This window comes from Deinococcus aquatilis DSM 23025 (genome assembly GCF_000378445.1).
Lineage (GTDB): Bacteria > Deinococcota > Deinococci > Deinococcales > Deinococcaceae > Deinococcus > Deinococcus aquatilis.
The window spans coordinates 51,394-62,966 of the sequence record NZ_KB899716.1 but is presented as its reverse complement, the minus strand read 5'-3'; the positions used below and the strand labels follow the sequence as shown (position 1 = coordinate 62,966).

Annotated in this window: 11 protein-coding genes; 8 read left to right on the top strand and 3 right to left on the bottom strand. The window is 62.4% G+C overall.

Annotation, left to right across the window (positions count from 1 at the left end):
• Positions 1–69 precede the first annotated feature (69 nt).
• Together F561_RS0113315 and F561_RS0113310 are read right to left on the bottom strand one after the other, a co-directional pair.
• Positions 70–609 carry a GNAT family N-acetyltransferase gene (locus F561_RS0113315; protein ID WP_019010466.1) on the bottom strand — a complete coding sequence of 180 codons (540 nt, stop codon included), beginning with the start codon at positions 607–609 and terminating at the stop codon, positions 70–72.
• Between the two features lie 45 nt (positions 610–654).
• Positions 655–1,350 (bottom strand): Crp/Fnr family transcriptional regulator, encoded by a 696-nt coding sequence (locus tag F561_RS0113310; RefSeq protein ID WP_026298891.1) that lies wholly within the window; start codon positions 1,348–1,350, stop codon positions 655–657.
• 318 nt (positions 1,351–1,668) lie between these two features.
• On the opposite strand from F561_RS0113310, the gene F561_RS0113305 reads away from it, so the two are divergent.
• The 4 genes from F561_RS0113305 to F561_RS0113285 all read left to right on the top strand — a co-directional run bounded on the left by F561_RS0113305 (position 1,669) and on the right by F561_RS0113285 (position 5,532).
• Positions 1,669–3,504, top strand: coding sequence for an acyl-CoA dehydrogenase C-terminal domain-containing protein (locus F561_RS0113305; RefSeq protein WP_019010464.1), 1,836 nt, complete (start codon positions 1,669–1,671; stop codon positions 3,502–3,504).
• 161 nt (positions 3,505–3,665) lie between these two features.
• On the top strand, positions 3,666–4,424 hold the full coding sequence (locus F561_RS0113295; RefSeq protein ID WP_019010462.1) for a hypothetical protein: 759 nt from the start codon (positions 3,666–3,668) through the stop codon (positions 4,422–4,424).
• Positions 4,421–4,621 carry a hypothetical protein gene (locus tag F561_RS0113290; RefSeq protein WP_019010461.1) on the top strand — a complete coding sequence of 67 codons (201 nt, stop codon included), beginning with the start codon at positions 4,421–4,423 and terminating at the stop codon, positions 4,619–4,621. Before F561_RS0113295 ends, F561_RS0113290 begins: the two co-directional genes overlap by 4 nt.
• Positions 4,622–4,650: 29 nt before the next feature.
• The gene (locus tag F561_RS0113285; RefSeq protein ID WP_019010460.1) at positions 4,651–5,532 is read left to right on the top strand and encodes a TAXI family TRAP transporter solute-binding subunit; all 882 of its coding nucleotides are present in this window, start codon (positions 4,651–4,653) and stop codon (positions 5,530–5,532) included.
• Positions 5,533–5,635: 103 nt separating this feature from the next.
• On the opposite strand, the gene F561_RS0113280 is transcribed toward F561_RS0113285, so the two are convergent.
• A complete protein-coding gene (locus F561_RS0113280) occupies positions 5,636–6,331 on the bottom strand; it encodes a winged helix-turn-helix domain-containing protein (RefSeq protein WP_019010459.1) in 696 nt (231 codons plus the stop codon).
• Between the two features lie 139 nt (positions 6,332–6,470).
• Between F561_RS0113280 and F561_RS30330 the strand changes: the two genes are divergently transcribed.
• The 4 genes from F561_RS30330 to F561_RS0113260 all read left to right on the top strand — a co-directional run bounded on the left by F561_RS30330 (position 6,471) and on the right by F561_RS0113260 (position 11,526).
• Positions 6,471–7,301 carry a peptidoglycan-binding domain-containing protein gene (locus F561_RS30330; RefSeq protein WP_019010458.1) on the top strand — a complete coding sequence of 277 codons (831 nt, stop codon included), beginning with the start codon at positions 6,471–6,473 and terminating at the stop codon, positions 7,299–7,301.
• A gap of 20 nt (positions 7,302–7,321) precedes the next feature.
• Positions 7,322–8,242 (top strand): pyridoxal kinase PdxY, encoded by a 921-nt coding sequence (gene pdxY / locus F561_RS0113270; RefSeq protein WP_019010457.1) that lies wholly within the window; start codon positions 7,322–7,324, stop codon positions 8,240–8,242.
• Positions 8,243–8,464: 222 nt separating this feature from the next.
• A complete protein-coding gene (gene tkt, locus F561_RS0113265) occupies positions 8,465–10,465 on the top strand; it encodes a transketolase (protein WP_051096917.1) in 2,001 nt (666 codons plus the stop codon).
• Positions 10,466–10,626: 161 nt separating this feature from the next.
• A complete protein-coding gene (locus tag F561_RS0113260; RefSeq protein ID WP_019010455.1) occupies positions 10,627–11,526 on the top strand; it encodes an SDR family oxidoreductase in 900 nt (299 codons plus the stop codon).
• Positions 11,527–11,573 lie beyond the last annotated feature (47 nt).

Below are 11,573 nucleotides of genomic sequence, written 5' to 3'. Positions count from 1 at the left end.
GGAAGGTCGAAAGACTCAAAGATCAAACAGAGCGGCGGAGACTGGGTAGCTCCGCCGCTCTGCTTGGTTTTACCCTGCCATCAGACTTGCCAGATCATCCCAGACCAGCCGAATCTCTCGCAACTCTCCGCCGGGAATCGTTTCAATCTTCTCCCCTGCTTCGCGTCCACCCAGATGCAGATAGAAGGCGCGGGTCGGATTGACATCCAGTACCCAGAGGGCCAAGGACTGAAAGCCGCGTGCCTGCAATTCTTCCGCCAGTGCAGCGGTCAGGCGGCGGCCCAGGCCCAGACCTTTGGCGTGTGGCAGGGCGTACAGGGTATGCAATTCGGCGTCATAACCCGGATGGTCATGGGCCGGGCCGCCCGACACGAAGGCCACCACTTCTCCCCCGAATTCGGCCACCAGCGTCACGTGATCAGGGCTGTTCACATGCCTTTCCCAGAAAGCTCGGCGGCGTTCAAGGGCAGCGGCGTCCGTCATGGCGGCCAGAAACGTGGCAGGCATCAGCCCAGCGTAGGTGTCCTGCCAACTGCTCACATGCACACAAGCCAAGGCGGACGCATCGGCAGTGGTGGCCCGCCGGATACGTCCGTCTGGAGTGGTCATGGCTTGGTTGCTTTGGCCCCAGTGCTGCTGCCCCAATGCTGCGGCCTAGTTACTCTGTTCGAGGTAGCGCTTAAGGGCTTCCATCCGCACGATGATCGGGGTTCTGGCCCGCATGATCGCGCCTTCCTGCTTGAGTTTGCCCAGAGAATGGCTGACGGTTTCGCGGGTGGCCCCAACCATGCGGGCGATGTCTTCCTGATTCAGCTTGAGGGCCAGTTCCACGCCCTGTGCATGGGGGCGGCCAAACTCACGGGCAAGGCGGTACAGCAAGCTCGCCACACGCTCGGGGGCGCTGTATGCACTGACGGCAGCCGTCCAGCTCTGGGCTTCAAAGAGGCGGGCGGCCATCAGGCGAATCAGTTTCATGGCAAGTTCGGGCTTGCTGTTCAGCAGCTTTTGCAACTCGCCGCGCGGCAGCACGATCAATGTGGTGCGCTCCAGAGCTTCCGCCTGTGTAGGGCGGCGTTCATCAGCCTGTAGCAGCAGTTCCCCAAAGGTATCGTGTTGCCCGATCACGCCGAGAATGGCCTCCTTGCCGTTTGGAAACAGCTTGCTGATTTTCACGAGGCCGCTGCGAACGAAATACAGCGCGTCGGATGGGTCGTCCATGCGGTAAATCACTTCACCCGGCTGATAAGAACGGTAGGGCGTCGTGGCAGCCACGCGCTCCAGTTCGGTCAGCTCAAGATCCGCAAACAACTCGGTTCGCTTGAGGTGCCAAACAAGGCTTGGGTAGTTCATGATCTTTAACAACATACCTGAAATGGGGAGAGGTGACACAGACACGTGTAGCGGGACAGATGGCCCCCACCCCCCGGCAGATGAATTTCCCTGTGATTCGACAGATTTTTAAGGTTATATGAATCCATGCTTCAGGCTTTATGAGAGCTGAAGGCACACTGTTCCTGCCTCAGAGACAGAAAAGTACCGAGGACGAGTTCAGGACTGAAATGGACTGGCCCACATGACAACGCCGCCAAAAAGTTTTAGACTGAGTCTAATCAACAATGCTGGGTTGCGCCCCCTCGTCGGGCGACCCCCTGCGAGGAGGATATTCCTATGCCTGTATACAAAGCCCCCCTGCGCGACGTGAAATTCCTGATGCACGAACTGCTGGACGCTCCGGCACAACTGGCGAAAATGCCGTTCTATGCCGAGAACGACACCGCCGACGGCGACCTGATGAACCAGGTGCTGGAAGAGGCGGCCCGCTTCGTGGAAGGCGAACTGCTGCCCCTGAACGCCGTGGGTGATCAGGAAGGCTGCGTGCGCCACGACGACGGCAGCGTGACCACCCCCACCGGATTCAAGGCCGCCTACAACAAGTACCGCGCCGCGGGCTGGACGGCCCTCGACGCCGATCCCGCGTTCGGTGGTCAGGGCATGCCTCACCTCGTCAGCAACGTGCTGGTCGAAATGATGAACTCCACCAACGTGGCCTGGTCGATGTATCCCGGCCTCAGCCACGGCGCGTATTCGGCCCTGCATGCGGTGGGCAGCGAGGAACTGAAGGCCATCTACCTGCCCAAGATCGTGAGCGGCGAGTGGACCGGAACCATGTGCCTGACCGAACCTCACGCCGGAACCGACCTGGGCATCATTCGCACCAAGGCTACGGCCAACGCCGACGGCAGCTACGCCATCAGCGGCACCAAGATCTTTATCAGCGCAGGTGAACACGACCTGACCCCCAACATCGTGCATCTGGTCCTGGCCCGACTGGAAGGCAGCCCCGAGGGAACCAAAGGTATTTCTCTGTTCCTGGTGCCCAAGTTCCTGGTCAACGAGGACGGCAGCATCGGTGAGCGCAACGGCGTCGTGTGCGGATCGCTGGAACACAAGATGGGCATTCACGGCAACGCCACCGCCCTCCTGAACTTTGACGGAGCCACCGGCTACCTCGTGGGCGAGATCAACAAGGGCATGAACCACATGTTCATCATGATGAACGCGGCCCGTCTGGGCACCGGATTGCAGGGCCTCGGCATCGGTGAAACGGCGTACCAGAACGCGCTGGCCTATGCCAAAGACCGCACCCAGATGCGCCACGAACCCCGCGTCAATCCTGCCGAAAACGCTGACCCCATCATCGTGCACCCCGACGTGCGCCGGATGCTGCTGACGGGCAAGGCCTACACCGAGGCGGGCCGTGCCATGGCGATGTGGCTGGCCCTCAGCATCGACACCGAGCACCACCACCCCGACGAGGCCGCCCGCAAGGAAGCCGCTGATCTGGTGGCCCTGCTGACGCCGATTGCCAAGGCTTTCATGACCGACAACGGCTTCAACATCGCCGTGCAGAGCCAGCAGGTCTTCGGCGGCCACGGCTATATCCGCGAATGGGGCATGGAGCAGTACGTCCGTGACGCCCGCATCGGCCAGATCTACGAGGGCACCAACGGCATCCAGAGCCTCGACCTGCTGGGCCGCAAGGTGCTGATGGACGGCGGCAAGAAGTTGCAGAAGCTGGCCGCCACCCTGCAAACCTTCATCGAAGAAAACGAGGGGGACGACGACCTCGCCTCCATGCTCGATCAGCTCGGCAAGGCCGCCAACCAACTGGGCAGCCTGACGATGGTGGTGGGCCAGAAAGCCATGAGCGGCCCGGAAGGAGCCGACGAGGTGAACGCCGTGGCGGTGGACTACCTGCGCTTCTTCGGGCATGTGGTGTACGGCTACCTGTGGGCACGCATGGCTAAAATTGCCCACGCCAAGATCGCTGCCGGACAGGACCGCGACGGTTTTTACCTCGCCAAGGTTCAGACTGCCCAGTTCTACTTTGCCAAACTGTTCCCCGAAACCAAGGCACTCGCCGCGACCATCAAGGCCGGAAACGAGAGCCTCGCCGTAGACGACCGGATGTTCGGTCTGGAACGTGCCCTGGTCGGCGCGTAAGTCTAAGAAATATCTGATGGAGCGCTCCTGCCGAGAGGTGGGGGCGCTTTTTTGGCTCGGTGGAGGGCAGGGCGTGGAGAAGAGGCTCCTGCTGGCGTTCATTCCCCCACACTCCCCCTGCATCCGCAACCTCCTGCCCCTTTCCGGCGTATAAGAGAGATATGAGCCAGCCTGTACGACCGGAAAAAGTCATCGTGACGCAAGCTTCGGGGGCACGTGCGCCGATCACAGCAGGACGAATCGCGCTGTATACGGCAGGCGGCGTGTTGGCGCTGTCGGCGTTGGGCGCGGCGGCGGTGGCGGTGGCCGGTGTGGCGCTGACCACCGTGACCATCGCGGCCTTCGTGGTGGCAGTGCTGGCCGTGATTTTCCTGATGCCTGCCCTGTTGATGGGTCTGAATGCCGCCCGGGTCAGGGCCAAGGAACAGGTGGCGCGGGCCATGCCTCTCGAAACCCTGATCTTGCAGCGTGGGCAATTTGAAAAGCTGATCGCTGACAAGGGCAGGCAACTGTCGGAGGCCAACGGGCATCTGGCCGATTTCGAGCGCCTGATCAATGCCAACCGCGCCGATATGGACGCAGCCGACGTGGCCCGCTGGGAAGGCGACCTGAACATGAGCCGGGACGCGTTTGGCCGTGCCCAACTGCATCTGGATGATCTGCGGGCCGATCTGGTGGCCTTTGACCGCCAGATCAAGAAAGCCCGCATCGATACGCAGTTGGCGCAGGCCAAAGGCAATGTGGCCTCGGCGCTTCAGCAGGCCAACCTGAGTGCCGAAGACCAGCATGTGACCGAAAGTGCCCTCAGTGAAATTGCCCGCCGCGCCGGACGCAACGCCGAACTGCTGGATCAGGCGTTGGCAAGTGGCGAACGCACGTCGCGGCCCAGCAACAGCCAATCCAACGGCGGCCCCGCATGAGCCGCAGCCGGGTTGTCGGCGGCCTGCTGGCCCTGATCCTTGTGGTCTGCGGCGCAGTGATTTATCTGGATCAGAATGGCGCGTTTGGCGACACGTCAACCCCGGTAGTGAATCCAGTGGACACCTCCACCACACCCACCTCGCCCGCCCCGCTCCCTGACACGTCCACATCAGACGGCTACGGTGAACTGAAATGACCCCATCTCGGCCCCATCCTGGAGACTCCATGAAGCGCACTGCATTGACCTCACTCCTGTTGACCCTGACGGTGGCTCAGGCCGCCACTCCGCCCACCCTGAACGTCGCCACCGGCAGCCCCACCGGAACCTACAGCGCCATGTTCAAAAACGTGGGCCTGGTGTGTACCCAGAGCGCCTACCTGCGTGAGCGGGGCACCAGCGGCAGCCTGGAGAACATCGACCTGCTGCTGAACAACGAAGTTTCCCTGGCCTTCGTGCAGAGCGACGTATTGAAGGCCCGCCAACAGATCGACCAGGACCCCCGCGTGGAAGGCATTCGCACGCTGCTGCCGCTGCACCGCGAAGAAATCCACCTGCTGGCGAAGCCGCCCACCTCCAGCAAAAATATTTTTGGACGCGTGACCGTTACCGGAATCCAGACGTTTGCCGATCTGAAGGGCAAGCGGGTAGGTGCCTGGGGCGGCAGCATCATCACGGCCAAGGTGGTGAGTGCCATGACTGGAGTGCCCTACCAGATCGTGACCATGAAAGACCAGCCCAGCGCCGTTGCCGCCCTGAATGCTGGACAGGTAGACGCTGTGCTGGCCGTCATCGGGCAACCTGCCACCTGGGTCAAGGGTCTCAGTGGTCTGAATCTGGTGCCTGTGCCCAGCAACGCCAAACTGGCGGCCATCTACGCGCCCGCCAAGCTGTTTTACCCGAATCTGTCGGCCCAGAGCGTGCCCACCATTTCGGTGCAGAGCGTTCTGGCGACCCGAGACTTCAAGACCGCCGACAAGAAGCAACTGCTGCTGGATTACCAGAAATGCGCCATCAGCAAACTGGTGAATCTGCAAGAAGACGAGGGAATGCACCCCAAGTGGCAGGAAGTGAACTTCAAGACCTGGCCCTGGCCGCAGTACAAGTAACCTCTCGGGGCGTTTGGCTGGCTCCATCTTGGGGGATCAGCCCTGGCCCTGAGCTGTGGGCCATCGACTTTGTCTAAGCTGGCAACAGCCCGGAGGGCGACGTTCACATGATTTCCGCCCCCAGGAACGAATTCAGACGGCGCGAAATCCCCCGCATTTCTCCACTCATTTCACCCGGTATACCCTCAAAGGCCAGGACTGCCAATGTGCAAGCTTGGCCTTCATCGGTAAGCGGCTCGGTGGCAGCTTCGGCAATCAAACTGCTCAGGGCGTGGGCGAGGCGGGCGTACCGTTCCGGGGTGAGGCGCAGGGTCAGGGCGTCCAGATGGGTGGGATAAGGCTCGGCGGCGGATTTCTGCAAAAAGCTGATGGGCGGCGCGGGCGTGATGTGGTCGCCAAAGCTGAAGTTGCCGTCCTCATCGGTCTGCATGGAGCGCCATGACCGCTCGTAGGCGTGCAAAAAAGCCTCTGACAATTCCTGCATGTCTTTGGTGCCGTTGCCCTGTCTGTCTTCGGGTGGAAGCAGGCTGGAAGCCATCAGAAACTCCCGTGCGGCCAGTTGGTAACGCACTTTGCCACCCTGACGCTCTAGACGAACAAGCAGGCCCAGTTCGGCCAGTTTGCGGGCATGGTGGTGGGCCAGATTCGCGGCCATCCCCAACGAGGCGGCCACGTCGCTCGGAGAATGCGGCGTGAGGAAGCGGGCCAGAAAATGATGCTGTTGCCGCAGGGCACGGGCCTGTCTGGGGTCAGTGATCCGCAGTTGGTCTGGCAACTGGTCTGCTTGTGTGGAGGTCATGCCTGTAGCGTGGCAGAACCACTTTCAGCCCGCATCCCCCGGCGCTGAAAGCCGCAGGTCTGCACCTCTGAAGACACGCTCAACCCTTTCTGACAGCCCCATCAGACTCCAGTGATCTGGGCGTGCTACTTGTACTTTGATGAAGCGCGTTGCCCTGCTGTTTGCCCTGTCCCATGTCAGCCTTGCTGCCCTGCCTGTTGCTGCCGCCGCTCCGGCCAAAGCAGATGTAGAAAAGGCAGCGGTTCGGCTGGCCGGGGTACTGGACGGGGTACTCCGCAACTGCCCCACCAGTTTTGCCAAAATTGGCACCAACCTGAAAGCCTGCGTGGGTACAGGCGGCACGGTGGAGAACGTGCGGATGAAACTGGTGGCAGAGCTGGAGCCTGACCTGTACGGCGTGTGGCGCAGCCGGGACGAGCAGCGCAGCGTGTTCAACTGGCTGAAGACTCCGGCGGGGTTCGTCTATGTGCGCCTGCAACCCGACCCGGATGGCCGCGCCCAGACGTTGGTCTATGTGGATACGCCGCCCTCCGGGGCACCCGCACCGACCACGCCCACCCCAGCGGCCACTCCAGCCAGTTCTGCGCCCGCCAACTCCACCAAAATCGACGGCGTGACGCTGACCCGGCCCACGCCTGCGCCCGCAGTGACGCCCGCTGCCACCCCAGCCCCTACACCCACCACCAGCGCCGCGTCACTGGCCCCGGTGCCCTACACCCGCCTGCTGGAACTGCTGCCCCAACGCATCAATGGGCAGGATGTCCGGGCCGTGCAAAACCGTCTGATCGCTCTGACACAGCCGGGCAATGGTGGGCGTGGCGACGGTTATTTCGGCCCGGTCACGGCGGCCACCGTGCGGGCATTTCAGGCAGCCAACAGCCTGAGCGTGACCGGACGCGTGGACCGGGACACTTGGAACGTTTTGTTCTCCACCAGTGCCAAACCGTTCAAGGCCAGCGCTATCCGCTGAGTGGGCCGTATTCTGGAGGCATGACCGCCCCCGTTCCAGCATCTTCAGACCTGTCCATCAAGACCGTGCCACTCAACATTCTCAGCATTCAGTCCTGGGTCAGTTATGGGCATGTAGGCAATGCTGCCGCCGTGTTTCCGCTGCAATGCCTCGGATTCGAGGTATGGGCAGTCAACACGGTGCAGTTTTCCAACCACACGGGATACGGAGCATGGACGGGGGCGGTGTTTCCACCCGAACTGGTGGCCGAACTGCTGGACGGCATCGAGGCACGCGGCGCACTGCCGGAATGCCACGCGGTACTCAGCGGCTACATGGGCAGTGAGGGCACCGTGGGCGCTGTGGTCAATGCAGTGCGGCGTGTGCGGGCGGCCAACCCGGCGGCCCTGTACTGCTGCGACCCCGTGATGGGCGACGTGGGGCGCGGCGTGTTCGTGCGGCCAGAACTGCCGGAGCTGATCGCGGCGCAGGCCATTCCTGCCGCCGACATCGTGACGCCCAACCAGTTTGAACTCGAACTCCTGACCGGGCAAACCGTGCAGACCCTCGAAGACGCCCTGAGCGCCGCTCACGCCCTGAGAGAGCGCCTGAACCCCACTGGCCCCCAAATCGTGCTCGTGACCAGCCTGACCCGCAGTGACGCGCCGCAGGACACCATCGAAACCCTGGCGGTCACGGGGGAAGGGGCCTGGGTGTGCCGCACGCCGCTGCTGCCGCTGGACCCTCCACGCAACGGCACCGGAGACGCCATCGCCGCACTGTTCTTGGGACAGTACGTTCGCACAGGGAACGTAGCCGCCGCGCTGGAATTGTCCATGAGTGCCCTGTACGCGCTGCTGGAGCGCACCCACCGCGCCGGAACCCGCGAGATTCAGTTGGTGGCGGCCCGCAACGACTACGCCGCGCCGGGACAGATCTTCGGGGCACAGCGGGTGGGCTAACTACGTCGTAGTTGACATTCTGCTTATCCCCAACAGCGGGATAAAGCTCCATTCCCACGACGACGTACTTTCTCCGATACTCGCTTCGCTCGGTCAATCTAGAGATGAACTTCGACCTACTCAGAATCTACAGGCAGCCAATCGCTGGACTTAGACAGAAAATGAAGGTCAGCCTATTCGTGTCCGGTGTACACCATCTACTAACAGGTTAAGATAGGCGGTATGTCCACTAGCACAGAGCAGGCCACGGGTCAGACTTCCAGTGTGGCGCAGTTGAGCGTCAACACCATTCGTACTCTGAGCATCGATGGAGTGCAGCAGGCCAACAGCGGGCATCCCGGTGCGCCGCTGGGAGCCGCTCCGATGGCTTACGTGGTATGGCAGGATTTCCTGCGCCACAACCCCGGCAATCCCGAATGGGCGGGCCGTGACCGCTTTGTGCTGTCGGCAGGGCACGCCAGCATGCTGATCTACTCTCTGCTGCACCTGACCGGCTACGACATGCCCCTGGAAGACCTGAAAAACTTCCGGCAGTGGGGCAGCAAGACCCCCGGCCACCCCGAGTTTTTTCATACCAAGGGGCTGGACGCCACCACCGGGCCACTGGGTCAGGGCGCGGCCATGACGGTGGGCATGGCGATGGCCGAGCATCACCTGGCCGCCCGCTACAACCGCCCCGAGTTTCCCGTGTTCGACAACTACATCTATTCCATTCTGGGCGACGGCGACCTGCAAGAAGGCGTGAACCACGAGTCGGCGGCGCTGGCCGGACACCTGAAACTGGGCAAACTGATCTGGCTGCACGATGACAACCAGGTGCAGCTTGATACGGCCACCAACAAGGCCGAATCCGAAGACACCTCCGAGCGTTACCGCGCCTACGGCTGGGAAGTGCTGCGCGTACAGGACGGCAACAATCTGGACGAAATCCGCGCTGCCATCGCGCAGGCCAAAACCAATCAGGATCAGCCCACCCTGATCCACGTCCGTACCGTGATCGGCTTCGGCAGCCCCCGCGCAGGCACCAGCAAGGCGCACGGCGAGCCGCTGGGTGCAGAAGGCGTGGCAACCACCAAAGCCGCGCTGGGCTGGGATTACCCGCCCTTCACGGTGCCCGAGGAAGTGAAGGCCCATATGGACGCCACCGCACGCGGCGCAGAGCAAGAAGGCCAGTGGAACAGCATGATGGAGGGCTACCACGCCGCCTACCCCGAGCTGGCCGCCGAACTCGACGCGATGCTGGCCCGCGAATTGCCCGCCAATCTGGCCGATGCCCTGCCCAACTATGAAGTCGGCGGCAAGGCGTCGGGCACCCGCGTGACCAGCGGCGAAGTGATCAACGCGCTGGCAAAAGTGGTGCCCGGACTGATGGGCGGCAGCGCCGATCTGAGCGGCAGCACCAAGACCACCATCACCGATAGCGGCACACTGGAACCCGGTCACTACGAGGGCCGCAACGTCTACTTCGGCGTGCGTGAATTCGGGATGGCCGCCGCTGCCAACGGCCTGAGCCTGTTCGGTGGCCTGCGCCCGTTGGTGGGCACGTTCCTGGTGTTCGCCGATTACCTCAAGCCCGCCTTCCGCCTCTCGGCCCTTCAGATGCAGCCCGTGACGTACGTGCTGACCCACGACTCTATCGGCCTCGGGGAAGACGGCCCCACGCACCAGCCTATCGAGCAACTGGCGATGCTGCGCTCTGTGCCCGGCGCACATGTGATTCGCCCCGCCGACGCCAACGAGACTGCCGCCGCGTGGCTGATGGCGCTGGAATACGGCAAAGGCCCCACCGCCCTGATCCTGTCGCGTCAGGACCTGCCAATTTTGCCCCGCAACCATGCAGGCGTGAAAAAGGGTGCCTACGTGCTGCGTGACGCCGACAACGCTCAGGTCATTCTGGTCGCCAGCGGCAGCGAAGTGGCTCTGGCCCTCGCCAGCGCCGATGCTCTGGAACAGGAAGGCATCGGCGCACGCGTGGTGTCCATGCCCTGCATGGAAGTCTTCCGCGCCCAGGACCGCAGCTACCGCGACAGCGTGTTGACCCCCGGCGTCAAGCGCGTTGCCATTGAGGCCGCCACCAAGCAGCCCTGGTACGAATGGGTCGGCCTGGAAGGCGCAGTCATCGGCATGGATACCTTCGGTGCATCGGCCCCCGCGCCCATCCTCTTCGAGAAATTCGGCTTCAGCGTGCCCAACGTGGTCAAGACGGTGAAGGGTCTGCTGTAAGTCAAGAATCTGTAATCAGTCCAGAGTCCATGAACCCCCACCCCGAGCAGCCAGGGATGGGGGTTTTCTCTGGTCGGCACCAAGGTCTTCTGAGTCCTCTTCCTGAATTAGGTACATGGCTGGTAAAGGACAAACCGCGCCCAGACGTGTGAAATAGACACATGACCTCAGACCAGAATCAGGGACCGGAAAGCGCCGCCATTCAGGACATGCCTGAGCAGGTGCCCGCAGAAACCCAGAGCGATCAGCCCGGCAGCGAAGCCGAGATGAGCCTCGCGCCTGTGGTCGTGCGCGACAACTACCGGGGGAGCGGCAAGCTGGAAGGCAAAGTTGCCATCATCACGGGTGGAGACAGCGGCATCGGACGGGCAGTGGCCGTTCATTTTGCCCGCGAAGGCGCAGATGTGGCCCTGCTTTACCTTGACGAACACGAGGACGCCAGGGCCACAGCCGAGATGGTTCGGGGCGAAGGACGCCAATGCCTGATCATCGCAGGGGACGTGGGCGATCCTCAGGTTGCCAGAGATGCCGTACAGCAGACGGTAGACAGGTTTGGCCGCCTCGATATCGTGGTGAACAATGCCGCCGAGCAGCACCCACAAAAAAGCCTGACCGACATCTCACCCGAGCAACTTGAAGCCACCTTCCGTACCAACGTGTTTGGAATGTTCTACGTGACTCAGGCGGCCCTGCCCCACCTGGGGGAAGGCGCGAGCATCATCAATACGACCAGTGTCACGGCCTACAAGGGCAGCCCGGAACTGCTGGACTATTCCAGCACCAAGGGCGCACAGGTGGCCTTCACGCGCAGCCTCAGTGGACAACTGGCCGAGCAGGGCATCCGCGTCAATGCCGTGGCTCCTGGCCCCATCTGGACACCCCTGATTCCGGCCACCATGGACAAGGAAAAGGTCGGTGAGCACGGGGCGAAGGTACCTCTGAGGCGCCCGGGCCAGCCCGCCGAAGTTGCGCCCGCTTACGTGTATCTGGCAAGTGAGGACAGCAGCTACGTGACCGGCCAGGTGATGCACGTGAACGGGGGCGAAGTAGTCAACGGCTAAAGCAACAGCACGAACAGAGGACGGAAGGGAGCAATCACCTTCCGTCC

Excerpts from the sequence above, each read along its gene's own strand:
- tkt (WP_051096917.1), top strand. The coding sequence starts at position 8,465 with ATGTCCACTAGCACAGAGCAGGCCACGGGTCAGACTTCCAGTGTGGCG.
- F561_RS0113310 (WP_026298891.1), bottom strand. The coding sequence starts at position 1,350 with ATGAACTACCCAAGCCTTGTTTGGCACCTCAAGCGAACCGAGTTGTTT.
- F561_RS0113285 (WP_019010460.1), top strand. The coding sequence starts at position 4,651 with ATGAAGCGCACTGCATTGACCTCACTCCTGTTGACCCTGACGGTGGCT.
- F561_RS0113290 (WP_019010461.1), top strand. The coding sequence starts at position 4,421 with ATGAGCCGCAGCCGGGTTGTCGGCGGCCTGCTGGCCCTGATCCTTGTG.
- F561_RS0113315 (WP_019010466.1), bottom strand. The coding sequence starts at position 609 with ATGACCACTCCAGACGGACGTATCCGGCGGGCCACCACTGCCGATGCG.
- F561_RS0113260 (WP_019010455.1), top strand. The coding sequence starts at position 10,627 with ATGACCTCAGACCAGAATCAGGGACCGGAAAGCGCCGCCATTCAGGAC.
- F561_RS0113280 (WP_019010459.1), bottom strand. The coding sequence starts at position 6,331 with ATGACCTCCACACAAGCAGACCAGTTGCCAGACCAACTGCGGATCACT.
- F561_RS0113295 (WP_019010462.1), top strand. The coding sequence starts at position 3,666 with ATGAGCCAGCCTGTACGACCGGAAAAAGTCATCGTGACGCAAGCTTCG.
- F561_RS30330 (WP_019010458.1), top strand. The coding sequence starts at position 6,471 with ATGAAGCGCGTTGCCCTGCTGTTTGCCCTGTCCCATGTCAGCCTTGCT.
- F561_RS0113305 (WP_019010464.1), top strand. The coding sequence starts at position 1,669 with ATGCCTGTATACAAAGCCCCCCTGCGCGACGTGAAATTCCTGATGCAC.
- pdxY (WP_019010457.1), top strand. The coding sequence starts at position 7,322 with ATGACCGCCCCCGTTCCAGCATCTTCAGACCTGTCCATCAAGACCGTG.